The sequence below is a fragment of the Halobacillus sp. GSS1 genome (genome assembly GCF_017307035.1).
In the GTDB taxonomy this organism is placed as follows: Bacteria; Bacillota; Bacilli; order Bacillales; family Halobacillaceae; genus Halobacillus; species Halobacillus litoralis.
The window spans coordinates 792,894-811,710 of the sequence record NZ_JAFLHE010000001.1; the positions used below are offsets into that span (position 1 = coordinate 792,894).

Genomic DNA, 18,817 nt, shown 5'->3' on the forward strand with positions numbered 1-18,817 from the left:
TGACTTCCCCCTTGACTCTCATCTTATGCACATCCCTTAAAACATTAACATAAAATCAACGGGTGAAAAATTATAAGGGAATCGTTCCACTTTTACATTTTACTAAGAAATTAGAGCAAAGAAGACGAGCCATTATGATTCCGCTCATAAAGCAACCCGTTTTCATCGAGATTCGACTCAATCTCACTCGCTAATGGAATATTGTCACCGATCACGAATTTCCAATCCTGTGCCATAAGGAACACTTCCTTCTCTCTCCACTCCCGCCATTCTATTAAATCCTCCATAGACCTTTTAACAGGTTCGATCGTACTCCTGGATAATTGATTTCGGTAATGTCTTATAAAGTCTTTTTCCTTACAATCATTGACCTTGATAAAATGGCGCTTTAAATTCCTCATGACAAAATCACTCGTCTTCCCGGCTTTCGTTCGATGCCCGACATGGTGAATATGCTTCAAGTCATGGCATGACCGGCACAAAGGCTGGATATCGTTTAAGATTAAAAGGTACTTCTCCTCGTCATATTGCCAGACTTCATGCGCATGCAATTTCTCTTCATCATGAAAGCCACAGATTCGGCACTGAAAACCACTTTTCTTCAAAACATTGTGCCTCACCGCCTTCCACAAGGAACGAGGAATGGAATCCCTTACCGTTTTATTCTGCGCATAAGAAGGCTTTCGGATCTCTATGGTTAACTTAAAATCTGTCATCGCAACCTCCCTAAGATTCTAGTTGATAACATTGGTGTATGAACCATTTCTTCCCTTATTATATCACGCTGCATCATCGACACCATGGTTGGAAACGAGCTCTCTTTAAACGTATGTTCACAATAAATCAGCTCTTTAACTTCCATAAAAAAAGCCCCACGTCCTACTTAGCGCTTGTAGAAGAGGGGCTATTCTCTATTCAACGTTCCATCAACTGAGACCGGACTTTTTGGATGATCTTCATTTCTTCCCTTCCTACATGAAGGCAGACCATTAATTTAGAGCATGTTATGTATCCTTCTGCATAAATCTTTAAGAAGGAGGCGATGCGTGTGGGAGATTTAATTCCTTTTCCTAAGAGAGAACCTGCAGAAGTCATCGTTCTGACACCGGAAGAAAGGCAGGAATTCGCTCACCTGACTTATGAACTGATGAAAGAAGACCGGCTCATCCCTTTTCTAAGAATCAAACGTCGTCTGAAAAAATTGATTAAACGAGGCCTTGAACGTGCGAAACACCAGGATTCTCATATGTGAGTCTGGCCCATTTACCCTTTCCAAATAAACGAACTATCATCCTGCATCTCAACGTCCGGATGCTGTCTAAGCTCTTCCACAAGCCGGAACAACGCTTCATCTTTCTGCTTTGCTTCAATCATGCAGTCGATTTGGTCTGTGGAGCCATTCGTTTTCTTTACAAACTCGAGGAACATTTCCACATCCACGAAATCCGCATGACTTTTGAAATCCTTTTCGCTCTTGGGACTGGAAATATGCATTTTCACAGGAAGGGGTGAATGACGCCAAGTATCCACGACACGCGACCAATGATCCTCCCATTTCTCCCCTTCATGGTTGGCATAATGATGGTGGAGATCAAAGACGAGTGGGATGTTCAATTTTTCACAGACATAAAGACCATCCGCTAACGTGTAAGAGGTATCATCATTTTCAATCATGACGGTCTTTTGAATGCCGGAGGGGACCAGTGCCCAATTTTCAATGAACCGCTCCAGCGATTTTTCCTTATCCTTGTATCTGCCTCCGAGATGGAAAACACAACGGTGGGTAGGGTCGAGACCCATATGATGAAGCAGCAGGTAATGATACTTCAGCACGCCCATCGAAGTTTTGAAAATTCCCTGATCCGGTGAATTGATGACGACGAAGTGATCGGGATGAAAATCCAGCCTCATCTCATTTTCCACCGCATAAGATCCCAATTCCCTCAAATCCTCCTTAATCGGATTCAAATAATCCCACCCCTGCAACTCTTCGTGTGTAGCAAGAGGCACAAGCCGTGAACTCAATCTGAAAAAGTGGATATCATGAGCTTTATTATGTTTCAGTAAACGCAAACAGTTGTGAAGGTTGGATTTCGCAATCCGTTCCAGCTTCCGTCTGGCCGCTTCCACATCACGAATCTCTGAAAATCGTTTATAGGTCATCGTTTGAGATGGCGAAGCGTTTTGCAAATGAACACTCATTGCTACATAACCGAGCCGGTATAAAGTCATGACCTCACCTACTCCCCGTTTTCCTTTAGCTTGTGCGAAAAGCCTTTCCCTTATGTAGATAAAAGAGTTTGGCTTGTCCACCTCTCACAAACAAATCCGTATTCGTCCATTAAGATGGCCGGGACATGATACAACCTTAAAAAGATAAAGAGAGGCATAACCCCATGACTAACAAAGGCAGGAATACAAAAAGCATGATCCATAACTTCACATTCCGCCCATCAGAAAAAAAGCTTTTTCTTGTGATATAAATGTAAACAATTAACCCCAGGATACCTATGAAAAGAAATAATGCAGACATTCACAAACCCTCTTTCTTCACTAATCATCACTAAGGTTTATAAAGAACCCGCGTTGGACCCACAGGAAAAGGTGCGATCCATAAAATAGCGCCAAGCAATGATGGGCTTCAGTTACTGCCGGATTCGTCAATTTCCTGCACTTCGACTAACCTTGACTGTACAATAAACCTTTCCGGGGCACTCCCTATGAAATCAAAAGGATAACATGTCGTTAATGTAAGCGTTGGTTCTTCATGATCAACGATGACAGAGCGGTCGTCTTCATCCGTCACCCATGTTTTCTCCACCTCATACTTGTACCTTTTCCCTTCATATTCATAAAAAAGCGGGGCGCCTTTTTCAATTTCCCCAAGCTCTGTGAAAACGGTCTCGCGGTGCCCACTCAGGACGGTATGGCGCTTCTCATCAGGTGTCGTTGTCCACTTGCTTATGAACATCCCCACCCCTTGATGAAGCGACTGTTCATCCGTGCCCCAATAGGTGGCATAGCCTTTATTTAAATGAGGAATGACCAGTCGCCCCACTTTTTCACCATCGTCAAACGTATGTAGTTCATTTGAATATCGGGTGGTTTTCGTTTTCTCTTGTTTTTTAACAACCACAGGTTCAGGTTTCTCTGCCTGTCCCTGGGACTGCCATTCGTTGATTTCCTCTTCGGTCACCTTTTCAACAGCCTTCGTAGAGTCCCACCATTGAAAGGTGAAATAAGCGGTGCACGATAAACCGATCACGACGAGCATGTAAAGGACTTTGTTCAGCATGATGGCCTCCTCATCTATGGAAAGATTGAAAGAGCCAGGCCTGAGCCCGACTCTTATTTTTTTACTGCAAGGATCTCTTTCTCACGAATAAAACACTACCTGCGAGCAGAACTACGGTCGCGCCAAGTAGAGCATACATCAAATCCGGGCTTGCGGTATCAGGCAGTTCGCCTCCGATGGCATCTTCAATCGGTTTAGCCTCATCCAGCACCTCTTGTGGAATTTGGATTTCTCCGACACCATTAAAGTTTTCCAGTGTCATTTCAGTTTCCTGAGTGATCGGCATCGGCTGGCCCTCTTCTGTTTCGATTTCCATTTCCAAATGAACGTAGCTGGAGGTTAAATAGTGATTTTCTTTGTCAATCGTCATTTTATAGGTCACATCATTGATGGTCATTTTATCAAGGATTTCTTCACCCAGTTCTTTTAACCCCTGCTCACCTTCACTGGAACCCATACCCTGCTGAAGCATTTTCATCGACATTTTCAAAAGTTTCTCCCCGTCACCCTCATAATGGAGGACATAGGAACCGTCACTTTCTTCCACACTCATATCCTCTGCTAACGGAAGCGCCTGTGCCATCTGCCCTTCGGCAAGCATCGACTGCATCATTTCCTGACTGGAATCATCAGAGAGCTGGACCCACCCTTGTCCTGGCAGTTCACTGTAGTAGCCTTCTTCTGTAAAATAAGACTCCGTCGTCTCTCCTGCCAATTCCGTCTTCATATAGATGGCGAAAGGATCCATAGTCACATCGGACATCGTTGTGGTTTCCATTCCTTCTCCTTCATTCATCACCGGCATTTTCGCCTTTGAGACTTGTTTCATAGAGTAGCTGTCCAGATTTTTCATCGCTTCATTCGATTTCTTCAACACGTCTTCTGCTGACATGTCCGCAGCGAATACCTGAAGAGGAAACAGGAACAGCACCAGAAAACTCAACAAAAGCAGGTTACACTTTTTTAACATCCAAACACTCCCGAATTTTATTCGGTAAAAAAAGAGGCTGATCTATGTAATGACAAAAGCTGACTTCCACATCCCACTATTTTCCACCTAACTCCCTATATCCTTTCTCCCACAAAAATAAACACATTTTTCCAAATTATTGCAAAAGATTTGCCATCCTGGTTTTGACGAAGGTTGAACATGAAAAAGCAGACAATCGCTCGTATTGTCTGCTCGCTTATTTTTATTCTCCATCTGGACCTTCAAGGATGGAAGGCACTACTTCTGGCCAAGCATTGCTTCTGCCGAGAACGTGTACAATTCCCTAACAGCAATGAAGCTCTTCCAAGAAAACATAGACCTAATCTACTGTTTCAACAAAGATTGTTCCGTCAGGATTGACCTGCGCAACCAGGACTTCCTTCTTATCGGAGATTCCATGCGTCTGCAATTGATCTTGCAGCCAGGCTTCACTATAACCACTGGCATTCAATTGTTGACGGAGAATTTCCCCCTGGACCATGACCACGTGTGAATATTTTGCAGGGGCTGTTTCTAACTTCATATCTCTAGAGGTGACAGGGGTTGCCTCTGATTTTCTTAGAACACTTACAGAACCGTCCGTTTCCAAGATCGCTGTCTGAACATCACTGAACTGGAACACTCCCGCTTTTCTTAATTCAGCAATGAGTTCGTCGACATTGAATCGCACTTGTTTCATATTCTTTATAAGAATTTTCCCATTGTCCATCAGCAGCGTAGGTTGACTGTTCACAAGCTTTCGTATCGTCAAACTTTTAAGTGTGAGATAGTCGATGACAAGAACAAGGGCTGCGAAGGTCAGTAATCCAAGCGCTCCTCTTGAGAGCGTCACATTATCAGCAAGAAAGGTTGTAGCAGTCATAGATCCCAGCGTAATGCCTGCGATGAAGTCAAAAAGCGTCATTTGTGAGATCAGCTTCTTGCTTAGAATTCTCGCTAAAACGTACAATATAATAAAAACGATGATACCCGTTCCGACGAATTCCAACCACTCATTCATAAGCGTCCTCCTACTCTTCTCTTATTATTTCATTTTCCCGTCACAATTATGTTGAACAGGAAAATTCAAGGGATACATTTCAAAATAAAAAGACAGCAACCCTTGAATGGTTACTGCCCTGTTTCCGTCAGCCTTCTTTCGGCTCCGGCAAATATTTTGTAAAAAATGCTCCGGTAATAAAGCAAACACCAAGGATGAACCAAGTGGCAATGCCCCCGAACTCAAATAGATAGGAAAACAAGGCCACTAATGGTGCGATAACAAAAGCCCCCGGCGTCACGTAGCTCTTCCAGCCATATTCCTTCTTCAAATTTTTCCTCTTTTTATAAATCAAATAGATATAACCCGCTACTAATACAACGGTTATGATCAGCATCAATATTTCAAGCATCGAATCCCCCGTCATTCATGTTTTTTCAAATATGGTTGCAAATAATCACGGTATTCCCTGGTTAGACCGGCGGGGAGTTGATTCTTAGAAAAGAAAGTGATTTGATGGGATTCTTCCTCATCCACCTCTACCTTTCCTTTGTACTCGTCCGTCCTGTAGACCGCCGTCACCGAGTATAGTTCATCCCCATTGGAAATCTTAAAAAAGTAGTCCTCACCTGAAAAGATATCCAGTAGTTCAAGCTCCCCTACATGGAGTCCGGTTTCTTCTTTCACTTCACGGTGCGCCGTTTCCTCCAAACTCTCCCCGAGCTCCATTAAACCTCCCGGAAGGCCCCACCCGCCATCTTTGCGATGTTGGAGAAGAATCTCCTGCTGATCATTCACAATGATTACGACAGCTCCGGGTAGAATTAACGGTCTTGTTCCTACTTCTTTTCTAAGCTCTTTGACATACTCCATTTAAAAATCTTCCCCTTAATGGCTCCCGTTCCTTTGAACCCTCTGTGCTATCACTTCATTTATTCAAATCGAATCATCGTCTATGTATGTGTGCCCCGTCAAAATGGAAAAAATTTTTCATCCCCATGATCCCCTCTCCCTTTTCCTTTATGGGATCAATAACGCGCCAAGCACGAAGACACCAGCAATGTAAAAGCCGATCAGCGACCCCCAGGACAATGGTTTTCTCATGAACACGACGACTTTCCGCAGCCAGCGGAACAAGCCATACATCACTAGGAACAAGAGGCTGTAGCCGATGAAGCTCCACCCCTCACCGATAAGGATGACCATTGTGTTATGAAAGAGTGTAAACAAAAGCATGAACAATAGAAACCATAGCTCTTTGAACTTCGCAAAGTCACTTCTTCTTTGTTGTTTATCCTGCTGCATCCGTAATCTCCTTCCTTGTTAAAACGCTGTCATCATGAGTAACTTTACCATTCTCCGTTTGTGCTAGTCAAAGTAGTCGGTGATCATTTGCCTGAACTTCTCTCCCTCTTCGAGATGAGGATAGTGATTACTCTCAAGAAACCTATGATGGACAGCACCTGGAATAGCTTCGGCGATTTCCTCCGAATAAGAAGGCGGACACTGGACATCATGCGCACCCGATACAACCATCACCTTGGCAGCTATGAGTTTCAGCTTCCTTGTCACATCAAACGTGTGAAGCTCCCGGGCAAAGAAGTTCATTCGGACGGCTGACATCTTCTTTTCAATCTCTTGATTAAAATAGCGTTCATAATTTTGAGGATTCCATAAGGAAAGTTTTGTTCGTTCAACGGTTAATTCTTTTCTTGCTTCAGAAGAAAGGCCCTTATTTTTCAACTCTTCAATGAGTGTCTGCATTTTATTGAATTCCGGGTGGGATTCATTATAAATACAATCTTTTGAAAACGTCATATACTCCCGGGCTGCTGCATTAGCAATGACGAGCGTGCTCAGGCTTTCTGAAAAATAGATCCCGTAAACGCAAGCAAGCATGCCTCCCGTAGAATGACCAGCAAAGTCCCACGATTCATATCCTAACTTACTCCGGATGGCTTCAAGATCGAGGACACTTTCAAGCATTGTCAGTTCGTGAGGGGCCGAAGCCTTGTCAGACCTTCCACACTCTTTCAAGTTTATTAAATAAACGCGATGGCTCTCTACAAAAGCTTCTGCAAAATAGTCCCCCGTTTCGTTGAACTCTGAATACAAATGGGTGACCGCAAGCGGGCGCCCTCGTCCTTTTTCCAAAACTTCGAAAGTACCGCGGCTGGTTTCTACCATCGTTCGTTTCCAAGTCATCTTCCTCCCCCTCCCATGTCTTACAGGTACTTTACGATTCCCCACGTGTAAATGTTTCATCATTTCAGTTTTTGGTACTGATATCTAATCAAAGAATCCAGGTGTCAGGTTTACTGCTCCCTTATGAACCTGGGAGGCTTAACGTTTGATTGAAAAGACGCGCTCTGAAATAATAAGAAGAAAATCAATGAACGGGGGTTTCTTTATGGAACGATTTATCCGCTCCGATCAGTATCATTTTATAAAAAATCAGGCTCATAACCTGTTGAACAGTCATATGACAACGAACGATGCCTCAGTCACTCAGGCCTTACAATCGATCACGCAGGAAAAGGTGCTGGATTTGTTTACAGAGCTTTCATCAGAACAGGAACAAATGATTGCACAAGCCAGTGACGTCAAAGACGAAACCGATGCGATCCTTTACTTTTCCCGCCTGAAGCAGTACGTGGTCCCTTTTCAAAAACTGTCAGAAGCTGATATTCAAAAATTGTTCCCGAAAGTGAAAAAGCTGAGGGTGCCGGCAATTCCGAATGAAGAATGGACCGAGCTTTCTTATATTGGATGGAACGATGTATCAGCAAACAGAAAATACATCATTACTACAGTGGACGGTGCACTTACAGGGTTGTACGGTCATTACAAACCATTAAGACAGAAAAGCATTTGTTCGCTTTGCCATGAGCATGAAAAAGTGGGCATGTTCACAGCTACCTTCAAAGGGGAAAATAAGGAGGAAACGATCAGCCGCGGGAACTATATCTGCCATAACAGCCAGAAATGCAATCAGAACATCCAGTCCCGTCAACCACTTGAATCCTTCATCAAACGGATGCAGGCATAAAAAGAAGCAGGATCATTCCTTCTTGGAACGGTCCTGCTTCTTTTTTTATAGCTGTTCTGCTGAATAATCCGGTGCGACCGCTTTTCTGATGAACAAAGCCACAACAAAGGTGAGGACGGCAAGGCCTAAAGCGAACCAATACGCCTGATGGACCCCTGCTGTCATCGCCTGTCCCATGACTTCGCCTGTTACTTCTCCTGATACATCATTCAAATAGCTTCTCTCTCCCTGAGTCATGATGCTTACGAAAATGGAAACACCAAGGGCTCCACCAATCGGCTGCAAAGTATTTGCGATCGCCGTTCCGTGCGGGTATAAATGCTTCGGCAGTTCATTCAACGCATTCGTCTGAGAAGGCATGAGAACCGCTGAAACGGCCAGCATCAATAACACATACGCCAGAATAAAGGACCATACAGGAATGGACGGCCCGATGTTGCTGAAGAAGATCATGACTCCTACCAGCACTAGTGTACCCGGGATGATTAATTTCCTTGGACCGAATTTATCAAAGAGCGTCCCCATCACCGGAGACATCAAACCGTTCAATAATGCACCGGGAAGCAGCAGCAACCCAGCTGTCTTCGCTGAAAAACCTAAAGGTCCCTGCAGATACATCGGCATGACGATTTCTGAAGCGAACATCGCCATGATGACGATCACGAAGATCGTAATCCCTCTTGCATAACTTTTATACGTAAAGACACGAACATCCAACAAAGGTTCTTCCAATTTCAATTGCCGGAGGACAAAAAGAGTCAAACTGAGAAAAGCGACGCCTAAAATGATGAGGATGTTGAGAGAAGAGAATCCTTCTCCACTTTCCCCTGCGCTGCTGAACCCATAGACGATGCCCCCGATCCCGATGGATGACAGGACAATCGAGAATAGATCCGCCTTCGGACGCGTCACTTCCCCAACATTCTCCAAATACTTCACAGCAAATAATATTGAAAATAAGGCAAACGGAATGACGGTGATAAACAACCATCTCCATCCCAGAAAGTCTACAATAACGCCTGAGAGCGTAGGCCCGATGGCTGGGGCAAACATAATGACAAGACCGAATGTCCCCATGATCCGGCCACGGACTTCCGGTTCATAAAGCAGTAATAAGGCATTCATAATGACAGGGATCAATAGCCCCGTCCCGACCGCCTGAATCATTCGTCCTGTCAATAGCATCGGAAAATTAAAGGCCGACGCTGCAATGATTGTTCCTGCTAAGAACACAGTCATGACACCGATGAACATCTGTCTTGTTGTGAACCATTGGATCAGCAACGCAGAGACCGGCATCAACACACCCATGACGAGCATGAACCCGGTGGCCATCCATTGGACCGTAGGCGCATCGAGGCCGAACACCTCCATCAGCTCCGTAAGTGCAATATTGAGCAGCGTCTCATTCAGAACGGCAAAAAATGCCCCAATCATGAATGTCACGAGTATGATTTTTCTATTGTATTGCGTTTCCATCTTTATCCCTCTACTTCTCTTTATTTATAATCCAACCATTTACTTCTTCCATTCTTCCGCCAGGATTCCATAGATGGTGTGATCGACATAATGGTCGTACAGCCATTCCGCACCCCTGATGGTGCCTTCCTTCTTGAATCCAAGACGCTTCGGAATCGCAGCGCTTTTTTCATTGCCTTCCGCTACACGGATTTCCACTCGGTTCATGTTCAGTTCCAAGAGTGCATAGTCCGTCAACGCCTGGGCCACACGTGTCATGATTCCTTTCCCTTGGAATTCCCGACCGAGCCAATAACCGATTTTCACGATTCTGTTCGTGTGGTCGATTTCATTGAAACCTGCCGTACCCGCAATGGCACCATTATAGAGTACCATAGTTGTCATGCTTTTGTTTTCTGAAAAGCCTTGCCTTCCTGATTGAATGAATGATTTCGTGTCTTCCACAGTTTTCGTTGAATCCAGCCATGGCAGCCATTCACGCAAATGCTCACGGGATCCATCCGTCAGATGAAAGAGCGCATCCGCATCTTCCGGACCTGCAAGTTTGAGTGACAGCTCATGATCGATCTTATGTACAAACATACTTTCTCCCCCTTTTTTCATCATTTTACCATGAACCTTTGACAACAGAACAAAGATAAGGTAAATTACTAATGTACGAACAATAATTTTAATTAACCTTTTAAATATTCGGTTTTAGGAGTGAAATCCATGGAAAATGTATTTGATTACGAAGATATCCAACTAATTCCCGCGAAATGTGTCGTAAACAGCCGTTCGGCCTGTGACCCATCGGTTAAACTCGGCAACCATACATTCAAACTGCCTGTCGTACCCGCGAACATGCAGACGATCATTGATGAAACGATTGCTGCTCAGTTAGCACAGGAAGGTTACTTCTATGTGATGCACCGTTTTGAGCCTGAAACTCGTTTGTCTTTTGTAGAAAAAATGCACAGCGAAGGATTGATCGCTTCCATCAGTGTCGGTGTGAAACCTGAGGAATACGAATTTGTCCAGATGTTGGCTACGAAAGAACTGGTGCCGGAATACATCACGATTGATATCGCCCACGGACATTCCACGGCGGTCATTGATATGATTCAGCACATTAAACAGCACCTGCCGGAAACATTTGTGATTGCCGGTAACGTCGGAACGCCGGAAGCCGTCCGGGAACTCGAAAACGCTGGTGCGGATGCCACCAAAGTCGGGATCGGTCCAGGGAAAGTTTGTATCACGAAGATTAAAACCGGCTTCGGCACAGGAGGCTGGCAGTTGGCAGCCCTAAGGTGGTGCGCGAAAGCAGCAAGCAAGCCTGTCATCGCTGATGGCGGCATCCGTACACACGGGGACATCGCCAAATCCATCCGTTTTGGAGCCACGATGGTCATGATCGGCTCTCTGTTCGCAGGCCACGAAGAGTCCCCTGGTGATACAGTAGAGCGAGACGGTAAGCTTTACAAAGAATACTTTGGTTCCGCTTCTGAGTTCCAAAAAGGGGAAAAGAAAAACGTTGAAGGCAAGAAAATGTTCGTGGAACATAAAGGCGCCCTTCAGGATACGTTGACGGAAATGGAACAGGACCTGCAATCGGCCATCAGTTACGCCGGCGGCACGGATCTTGACAGCATCCGCCACGTCGATTATGTCATCGTCAAAAATTCCATTTTCAATGGAGATAAAGTCTATTAAAAAAGAGCCCCGTGAGGGCTCTTTTTCTATTCTATGCTTTGATCGGAATGTAAATATCAAAATGGGGGTCCTCGAAATCCCGGTCAATTGGATACTTTTCGAATTTCAACGGCAGTCCATCAAAATATTTCGTACCAGGTTCAAGGTAGGGCTCCCCATTCCCTTCCCGAAACCATTGGTAAATGGCAGCGTAGGTTTCACCGATGTCTCTGCCTTTCGGGTGATGGACGTTCAAATATGTGTAAGGCGGTACGCTCATTTCTTCATACACTGCCTGACTGAGCCCTAGGTCCACCTCGAATCCGCTGAAATGGACAAAACCATCTTCAACTGTATGAATCGATAAACCCCACTGGAATTCAGGGTCTACAGGCTTTATTTCTTCTTTTTCGTTCTCTACCTTTTTAATCACTTCTTTTAATACAGGGACTTCTTCATACTTTCCTTCCCATTTACGTCCCCGGACCTTAAACGCGGGTAAATCAAGAATTGTGACTTCCACGACATGACCTCCTCTACTTATCCATAGATTCTCCATGTCTGAAGTCATTTCCTTCAGAAATCTGTTCATAGAACGATGGATTTTAAGATTCAAGGCCAAGGAGGCTACCTAATAGTCCTGTGATAAACCCTTCCGGTTCATATTCCCCCAGGAACTCTTTCTTTTTGATAGAAACAGGAATAAACCTTCGCACCTCCACCATACCAGGAGTGGCCGATACCAAAAGCTTTCGGAGAGAGCCCACCCATATAACAATAGGACACTTTTCGGATCAGGGTTTTTATGATAGGTCCACTCCTCCAGTAAAACGGCGAGCGAGGAGATCATAGAACCATAGAAGACGGTCAACAAACTGACGACGATGGTTATTTCGATCGATACAAATGAAAAGAAAATCCCGGAAATGATGATGAAGTATCCGATCATTTCAAAAATCGCACTCAATAGTTCGACGAAAAGATAATAAGGGAGCGAAAACATGCCGATCCCCTTGTATTTTGGATTGAAAATCATTTCTCTATGTTTCCAAAGGGTTTCCGCAAGCCCTTTCTGCCATCTCTTCCTCTGCGCTCTCAAGGAAGAAAATGTAGAGGGTGCTTCTGTCCAGCAGACGGGATCCTGGATATACTCAATCCTCTGCCGTGACTTTTCATCTTTCAACGACCGATGGATGCGGACAATGAGTTCCATATCCTCCCCGACGGTATTGGAATCATACCCTCCTGCTTTAATGACTCGATTTTTTTCAAAAACACCAAAAGCCCCCGAGATAATCAACAGGATGTTCAGTTTGGAAAGTCCCAGTCTGCCAATTAGAAAGGCGCGGAAATATTCCACGATCTGCATCAGGAGCATCGGCTGTTTCGGTAAACCGATCCGTTCGACCACCCCTTTGATGATTTTGGAACCATTAGCGATTCTCACTGTTCCGCCGGTCGCTGCAACGGCACCGTTCGAATCGATGATCGGTTTCATCGTCTTCAACAGCGCATCACGGTCGAGAATCGAATCCCCATCGATCGCTGCGAAATAAGGATATTTGGAAAAATTGACCCCTGCATTGAGGGCATCCGCTTTTCCCCCATTCTCTTTTCTCAACAGGTAGAGATTCGGATGGGTCGTCGATTGATAGCCTTCCAGGATTTCCTCGGTTTTGAAATGACGACGGACGGCGAGTTCCATTCGTTCCATGGCAAACGTATCAATCATACGCTCGGCCGTTTCATCCTTCGAACCATCATCAATGACGATCACCTCGGACTGAGGGTAATTCAGGGCCAACATCGACCGGGCCGTACTGACGACACCGACCTCTTCATTATAAGCAGGCACCAGGACGGAGACCGGAAATGTATCTGTATTGATGGCGGTATCCTCAATGAGTTCCTCTCTATGAAGCCCCCGCTCTTTCCTGATATTAGGACTTGCGATCAAAAATAAAGCGAGGTAGACGACGGCTACGACGATCATATAAATAATGACGAGGTACCCCATCATTTCCAATGTGGTATAGAACAGATCAACATTCATATCGTATCCCCTACTTTCACTGTCAAATGCTGCCTTGCCATGGAACGGGCGAATTTATCCTCATGATGTTTATGTGTATAATCCAGCAGCCGGGTTCCATCGGGAAGGTTTTTCATCGCTTCGCACGCCGAATACCTTACCCACCAGTGAGAGTCTCCCGCCAGTTTAAGCAAGGCATCCTGGGCAGATGCCAATTTCAGACTCCCCGCTATTTTAGCTGCATACATCCGCTCCTCCCAAACGTCTGACTCGTAGAACTTCTCCAGCTGATGGTGATCGGTGCAGGCCTTCAATTCCATGAGACTCCGGAGAGCTTTGAGACGTATTTCTTTTGAAGGGGATAGAAGCATCCCTTCAACGAATGGAAGATAATCCAACGATCCCTTTTCTCCACAGAATGAAACGATCGCCAGATGCACAGGGTCAGGTACTCTTCCTGGTTCATCCTCCACCACCTTCACCATCTGTTGAAAGAGGTCCTCTTCAAAACGACGCAGGACTTGCTTAACAAGACGTTGAGGGACCGTTTCCTTTTCCAGCAGCCATCGAATGATACGCTCGTCCTGAAAGGAAGCAAGCACCCTCACCGCCTGCCTGTATTCTTCGTCCATTACCGTGAGACATTTAAAATAGTCCCAAACTTCGATTTTCATATCCACCATGCCGAAATCTTCTATATAATGAAGGGTGTTCACTCGTTGGGACCAGCTTCCTTTTTTCAAATAAAGACGATAGGCATGCGAAAGATACGTCCGCGCTGTTTCGCGAACTCTCGTATAATCGGTCTGCCCCTTCGCCTGATCCACAAAGCGATTCAACAGCCGTTCAACAAGCAAGACGCGGTAGCGGATGTCGCTTGGAAGCTCAGGACACTCCTCTGTTTCCCTTTCCAAATATTGAAAGAATGGCTTTTCGTAGGTTTCTATGTAGGTTAAAACCAATCGTTCATCCTTCAAACTATGGATCTTGGAAAGGACCAGGCCTCCCAGCAGACACAGTTGAATGATGAATAGTAGAATCACAGTCCATATGACAATGGAGACCAACACAATCCCTCCCTAACCGTTCATAGGCGATTATAATGAACACGCAAGCAATCATCTTCCGTATGAGAACGCCCTCTATCCCTAGTATGACAGGACCATTGCTTTTTTTCTATCTATATACTGGGGAATTCACCTATGAATCTCCCTTTGAAAAGGAAAGTTTGGAATCTATCATTCATCTCATTTTCCATGAATAACAAACAGCCTTATCAACCATTCAAAGCCGTGAGCAGAAAACAAATGGCTGTGATAAACGATAAGGGTGTCATGATCATCTTTTCCTTCTTACTTATGGAAAAAGCATTCATGATCGTATTGAAGAATAAATAAACTGCGAAGGAGTAGCACACTCCTTTTGCCATAGGGGCTAGAAAGTCAACGTAAATGATATTCCCCATCTGTAAGAGGAACAAGAGGGCTGTCCATTGTACCAATATGGATAGGGCGGTGGCGATGCGCATCTGTTTTGGTAACCTTTTATATTTTCCACCCATGGCAAACTCTCCATAAGACAGACCTAAAGCAAGTAGCACGTACAAAATGGACACCGTGAAAAGACAAATACTTCCCATCCATGCTGAGACCACTGGCTCACTCCCCTTCGATTAATGAAGACCCCTTACAAGTCTTCGGAACAGACCTTCGTTAAACTCTCCACCTTATTCCACGTGTAATACAAAAAACCCTTTTCGTTCATCAAGAAATGATTCCCTATAGTTACGGCAGAGATATTTTTTGACCTGGAAAAACCATGAAAAAGACCAAATCTATTCGATTTGGCCTGTTACTCCTATACGTGCATGAATGGAGCTTTATTATTCCTCGGCAGCCATAGCGTCTGCTTTCGTTCTGTGAACCGTACCAAAAGGATGTTCCGGCGGGGCATAAATCGAATAAAGTTTTAACGGCTGCTGACCTGTGTTAGTCAGGTTATGCCATTTCCCTGCAGGAACCATAATCGCAAAATCATCAGACACTTGCTGCTGGAAGTTCAGCTGATCTTTGCTATCCCCCATCTGAACGAGCCCCTGCCCTTGTTCTACTCGCAAAAACTGATCCACATCCGGATGGACTTCCAATCCAATGTCATCCCCGACACCAATACTCATCAAGGTTACCTGCAGATGATCTCCGGTCCAAAGAGCGGTTCGGAATGTACGGTTTTGTGTTGTCGCTTCTTCGATATCGAGGACGAAGGGCTGCCCTCCATAATCTCGAATGACCATACGGCCTTCCCCTCTTGAAAAAGCAACGATTTTATTTGTCGTGACGGCTTTATCATGACAAGCCCTGTAAAATACATCTCCAAGCTGATTCCCCTGGTTTTCCAAATAAGCTTTCTGGTACTTTTCAAATTCCTCCACTCCATGATCATAGCTGACTCTCAACCCTTCTTCAAAGGTTCGGAAATCCGCTTCTTCCCTTTCATATTCCGGTTGCTCGCCAGTGAAGGATGTATATAAATTCTTAAAATGATCCAGGTGCCTTTTCTCATTCTCCAGCGCGTAACGAATTTCGTTTTTATAGGACTCATCAGGAGCTACATCGGCCAATTGACGAAAGATCTGAATAGCAGAATCTTTTCTTCTGATTCCTTCTAAAATGTCTTCGGTGTTTTGCTCAGCACTTCTAAATGTCCCTGTATGCGGGTATCCATATCCATATGGAGTGTGACTCATACACCTCATCCCCCTCTCCAAACTATAAACATTTCTATGCGGTGAGAGAGAAAATCATACGTGTACACCTTTCCATATGGTCGAGTTTACAAAACAAAAAACCCGTCCATGGACGGGTTTTCACACATTCGAGTGCGTCGCTTCTTTTTCAACACGATCCAAAAATTCTTCGACCACACGCTCATTCCCTTTTTTGTTCGCCAGTTTCATCATCGCTTTTCCGACGAAGTTCACTCCTCTGTTTTGTCCAGCGTAGGTCAATCGTGTATGTTCCTCATCCACTTTCTCTAAAAGGAAAGACGCCGTCACTTCAAACGCTTTCCCGATGACGAACGCGATTTTTTTGTGCTTGCGCTCAGGGGATTCTTCATAGGCAAGCGTCTCGACCGTATAGGTTTCCAGACGCTTCCCTTCCCTGTACGTCTGTCTGTGTTTAGCCCCTACTTCCGTTTCCGTTTTTTCTATCAGTTCATGCTCTTCTACTTTAGGCATGATCCGCTTGATATTGTCGTCTCTGAAAAGCTCCCACACTTCATCGATGGGTGCGGCAATCACTCTGTCGTTTTCCCATTGAATCATTCGTCTTCCTCCCTGCCAGATTCTAAAAAGGCATCAATGTCAGCAAGTCTACTCTGAAGATCTTGAATCTCCTTATGGATCTTGCTGCGTTTTTCCAGTAGCAGTTGTTCCAGTTGTAAAAAGGATTTATCATCCATCACTTTTTTCATTTCCTGAATAGTGAACCCAAGCGCCCGCAGCTTCCCGAGCATGAGCGCTAAAAAATAACTGCCATCATCATAATACCGGTAATGGTTATCCGGATGAATGTACGCAGGCTCAAGCAGACCGACCTCTGCATAGTAACGGAGCGTTTCTTTACTGAGTCCGGTCAGTTGTGAAAATTCGCTGATTTTATACACCGTGCTTCCTCCCACTTTCTATAGTAAACCGTGGGGTGCACCACAGAGTCAAGTCCTTACCGTTTCCCATAGTTCCATGTGAAGTTCTTCCTTATCCTGCCATGAATGATAGACTTCCACGTGCCAGGCCGTCAATTCCAGGGGATACCCCTTCCATTCCATCCAGTGGTGCAGGGATTCATAAGCTTCTCGGATTCGATCGTTTGAACCTTCATATGTAGTGATCGCATACGTTTGCTTTTCTATGAGCAATGACTCCATATCATCCGGAACGGCCGTTTCAGGACTCTGAGGGACGCCGATCCAATACCCGTCATTCTCTTCCTTACACTCTCCGGGGATAAATGCTCCTATTTGAACGTCTGCTTCCGGGAAACGGTGGTGAAGTTTTTCTGCTGCTTTCGGGATTTCCATAATATAATCTTCGCCATCACAGACCACCCTGTATCCTATGAGAGTGAATGCTTCTTTTTCTTCCACCCTGTTATTCTTTTTCATAAAATGACGCCCTTTCATGTTATGGTAGAAATATAAATGTTCTAGGAGGGAACGCTTTTGAAAAGTCCTATTGTCAACCGACTCAATACGACATTCATTCCTGTCTCAGACATCAAACGTTCGGTCCGATGGTATAGTGCTTTGATCGGAGAATCTTATAGCGAGGAAACTGTTCACCCCCCTGTTTACAATTTGCCGATGACGACACATACAGGCGTCATCCTCGATGCAGGATCAGAAAACGTAGAACCATCGCCTCACCCACTCTTTAATTTTCATACGGATGATATCGATGCATCCTACCGCTTCGTCGAACAGCTCGGATACACCATCAAGGGTGATATTCAAAGATTAGATGATCTCTCTTTTTTCAACATCCAGGACCCGGACGGAAATATCGTGATGGTTTGCACAGGCTAAAACGACTCCACCATTCACATGCGAACCGAAGTACAAAGAAAGCAGCTTAGAAAAAAGCAACAAGGATCCATGTTTCACGGCGCTATTTAAGTACAGGTGTACTGAACAAAATCAGCCATAAGACTATGAGCAACAGCGGCACCTGCTTTCCCCATATGTGTTCGACGTCCTATAATAATGAATAATTGATACTCGAGTCTCACTAAAAGAAAATTCCCATTCCATTTTCTATGACTCTCTGCCGCCACCTGCGATCCACTTGCTTACTCTTCAAATGTCCCGAACATCCGGAACGGCCTTCTTGTAAACATAACTGACCCGTTCGTAGTCCACTTTCCCTTCATAAAAGCGGTGGGCCCTCAGCCTGCTGACACCGGTAGAAAGGGCAACACTCTCCATACCATGTTCCTTTGCCCAGTTTTCAACGAAAGTCAGCAGCTCTTCGCCGTAACCTTGTGAACGATGGGTGGAAGATGTCACTAAATCACAAACCCAGACAAATCGGCCGTAATACAGAGTCGTCATCTCTTTGAACCCCGTAACAGCAACGATTTCTTCATCTGCATATAAAGCGAAAAGATGATAGCGATCCACGTCCATCGCCTCTTGGACCAATTCGATATACTGCTCTTCACTTAAATGGGACCTCAATTCCTTCATGACTGGATAAGCGGCTTTAATTTCCGCCGTGGACTTCAACTCGATGACTTTATTATGTTTCATGCTTTTTTCCT

At 44.8% G+C, this 18,817-nt stretch carries 24 protein-coding genes; 4 read left to right on the forward strand and 20 right to left on the reverse strand.

What is annotated here, in order from left to right; all coding sequences use genetic code 11:
* Positions 1-110 precede the first annotated feature (110 nt).
* The gene (locus J0K78_RS04130; RefSeq protein WP_206945522.1) at positions 111-716 is read right to left on the reverse strand and encodes an HNH endonuclease; all 606 of its coding nucleotides are present in this window, start codon (positions 714-716) and stop codon (positions 111-113) included.
* Positions 717-1,048: 332 nt separating this feature from the next.
* Here J0K78_RS04130 and J0K78_RS04135 point away from each other — a divergent pair, with 332 nt between their 5' ends.
* Positions 1,049-1,252, forward strand: a complete 204-nt coding sequence (locus tag J0K78_RS04135) for a hypothetical protein (protein WP_206945523.1) — start codon at positions 1,049-1,051, stop codon at positions 1,250-1,252.
* 11 nt (positions 1,253-1,263) lie between these two features.
* Here the strand turns inward: J0K78_RS04135 and uvsE are convergent, their stop codons facing one another.
* From uvsE to J0K78_RS04175, 8 genes are all read right to left on the reverse strand, one after another.
* Entirely contained in the window at positions 1,264-2,232 is a 969-nt protein-coding gene (gene uvsE, locus J0K78_RS04140; protein WP_206945524.1) for a UV DNA damage repair endonuclease UvsE, read from the reverse strand.
* 409 nt (positions 2,233-2,641) lie between these two features.
* Positions 2,642-3,295, reverse strand: coding sequence for a class D sortase (locus tag J0K78_RS04145; protein ID WP_242517690.1), 654 nt, complete (start codon positions 3,293-3,295; stop codon positions 2,642-2,644).
* 61 nt (positions 3,296-3,356) lie between these two features.
* Positions 3,357-4,265: a DUF6612 family protein gene (locus J0K78_RS04150; protein WP_206945525.1), complete on the reverse strand. Its 909-nt coding sequence runs from the start codon at positions 4,263-4,265 to the stop codon at positions 3,357-3,359.
* Positions 4,266-4,605: 340 nt separating this feature from the next.
* Positions 4,606-5,286, reverse strand: coding sequence for a DUF421 domain-containing protein (locus tag J0K78_RS04155; RefSeq protein ID WP_206945526.1), 681 nt, complete (start codon positions 5,284-5,286; stop codon positions 4,606-4,608).
* A 127-nt stretch (positions 5,287-5,413) separates the two neighbouring features.
* Entirely contained in the window at positions 5,414-5,677 is a 264-nt protein-coding gene (locus tag J0K78_RS04160) for a hypothetical protein (protein WP_206945527.1), read from the reverse strand.
* 11 nt (positions 5,678-5,688) lie between these two features.
* On the reverse strand, positions 5,689-6,138 hold the full coding sequence (locus J0K78_RS04165; protein WP_206945528.1) for an NUDIX hydrolase: 450 nt from the start codon (positions 6,136-6,138) through the stop codon (positions 5,689-5,691).
* Between the two features lie 147 nt (positions 6,139-6,285).
* A complete protein-coding gene (locus tag J0K78_RS04170; RefSeq protein WP_206945529.1) occupies positions 6,286-6,570 on the reverse strand; it encodes a hypothetical protein in 285 nt (94 codons plus the stop codon).
* A 63-nt stretch (positions 6,571-6,633) separates the two neighbouring features.
* Entirely contained in the window at positions 6,634-7,470 is an 837-nt protein-coding gene (locus J0K78_RS04175) for an alpha/beta fold hydrolase (protein ID WP_206945530.1), read from the reverse strand.
* Between the two features lie 205 nt (positions 7,471-7,675).
* Between J0K78_RS04175 and J0K78_RS04180 the strand changes: the two genes are divergently transcribed.
* Complete coding sequence (locus tag J0K78_RS04180; RefSeq protein ID WP_206945531.1) at positions 7,676-8,314, forward strand: FusB/FusC family EF-G-binding protein; 639 nt, start codon at positions 7,676-7,678, stop codon at positions 8,312-8,314.
* Positions 8,315-8,359: 45 nt separating this feature from the next.
* On the opposite strand, the gene J0K78_RS04185 is transcribed toward J0K78_RS04180, so the two are convergent.
* Both J0K78_RS04185 and J0K78_RS04190 read right to left on the reverse strand, forming a co-directional pair.
* The gene (locus tag J0K78_RS04185; protein ID WP_206945532.1) at positions 8,360-9,793 is read right to left on the reverse strand and encodes an MDR family MFS transporter; all 1,434 of its coding nucleotides are present in this window, start codon (positions 9,791-9,793) and stop codon (positions 8,360-8,362) included.
* 39 nt (positions 9,794-9,832) lie between these two features.
* A complete protein-coding gene (locus J0K78_RS04190; protein ID WP_206945533.1) occupies positions 9,833-10,375 on the reverse strand; it encodes a GNAT family N-acetyltransferase in 543 nt (180 codons plus the stop codon).
* 129 nt (positions 10,376-10,504) lie between these two features.
* On the opposite strand from J0K78_RS04190, the gene guaC reads away from it, so the two are divergent.
* Entirely contained in the window at positions 10,505-11,488 is a 984-nt protein-coding gene (guaC, locus tag J0K78_RS04195) for a GMP reductase (RefSeq protein ID WP_206945534.1), read from the forward strand.
* A 31-nt stretch (positions 11,489-11,519) separates the two neighbouring features.
* Here the strand turns inward: guaC and J0K78_RS04200 are convergent, their stop codons facing one another.
* The 8 genes from J0K78_RS04200 to J0K78_RS04235 all read right to left on the reverse strand — a co-directional run bounded on the left by J0K78_RS04200 (position 11,520) and on the right by J0K78_RS04235 (position 17,663).
* On the reverse strand, positions 11,520-11,990 hold the full coding sequence (locus tag J0K78_RS04200) for a GyrI-like domain-containing protein (RefSeq protein ID WP_370551025.1): 471 nt from the start codon (positions 11,988-11,990) through the stop codon (positions 11,520-11,522).
* A 108-nt stretch (positions 11,991-12,098) separates the two neighbouring features.
* Entirely contained in the window at positions 12,099-13,520 is a 1,422-nt protein-coding gene (locus J0K78_RS04205) for a glycosyltransferase family 2 protein (RefSeq protein WP_206945536.1), read from the reverse strand.
* Positions 13,517-14,566, reverse strand: coding sequence for a HEAT repeat domain-containing protein (locus J0K78_RS04210; RefSeq protein WP_206945537.1), 1,050 nt, complete (start codon positions 14,564-14,566; stop codon positions 13,517-13,519). The genes J0K78_RS04205 and J0K78_RS04210 overlap by 4 nt, the downstream gene beginning before the upstream one ends.
* Before the next feature lie 209 nt (positions 14,567-14,775).
* A complete protein-coding gene (locus J0K78_RS04215) occupies positions 14,776-15,153 on the reverse strand; it encodes a hypothetical protein (RefSeq protein WP_206945538.1) in 378 nt (125 codons plus the stop codon).
* A 228-nt stretch (positions 15,154-15,381) separates the two neighbouring features.
* Positions 15,382-16,245: a cupin domain-containing protein gene (locus tag J0K78_RS04220; RefSeq protein WP_206945539.1), complete on the reverse strand. Its 864-nt coding sequence runs from the start codon at positions 16,243-16,245 to the stop codon at positions 15,382-15,384.
* Between the two features lie 120 nt (positions 16,246-16,365).
* On the reverse strand, positions 16,366-16,824 hold the full coding sequence (locus J0K78_RS04225) for an SRPBCC family protein (RefSeq protein WP_206945540.1): 459 nt from the start codon (positions 16,822-16,824) through the stop codon (positions 16,366-16,368).
* Entirely contained in the window at positions 16,821-17,165 is a 345-nt protein-coding gene (locus J0K78_RS04230) for a MerR family transcriptional regulator (protein ID WP_206945541.1), read from the reverse strand. The genes J0K78_RS04225 and J0K78_RS04230 overlap by 4 nt, the downstream gene beginning before the upstream one ends.
* 48 nt (positions 17,166-17,213) lie before the next feature.
* A complete protein-coding gene (locus J0K78_RS04235; RefSeq protein WP_206945542.1) occupies positions 17,214-17,663 on the reverse strand; it encodes a GyrI-like domain-containing protein in 450 nt (149 codons plus the stop codon).
* Between the two features lie 57 nt (positions 17,664-17,720).
* Between J0K78_RS04235 and J0K78_RS04240 the strand changes: the two genes are divergently transcribed.
* Complete coding sequence (locus J0K78_RS04240; protein WP_206945543.1) at positions 17,721-18,083, forward strand: VOC family protein; 363 nt, start codon at positions 17,721-17,723, stop codon at positions 18,081-18,083.
* A 270-nt stretch (positions 18,084-18,353) separates the two neighbouring features.
* Here the strand turns inward: J0K78_RS04240 and J0K78_RS04245 are convergent, their stop codons facing one another.
* Positions 18,354-18,806 (reverse strand): GNAT family N-acetyltransferase, encoded by a 453-nt coding sequence (locus J0K78_RS04245; RefSeq protein ID WP_206945544.1) that lies wholly within the window; start codon positions 18,804-18,806, stop codon positions 18,354-18,356.
* Positions 18,807-18,817: the final 11 nt, after the last annotated feature.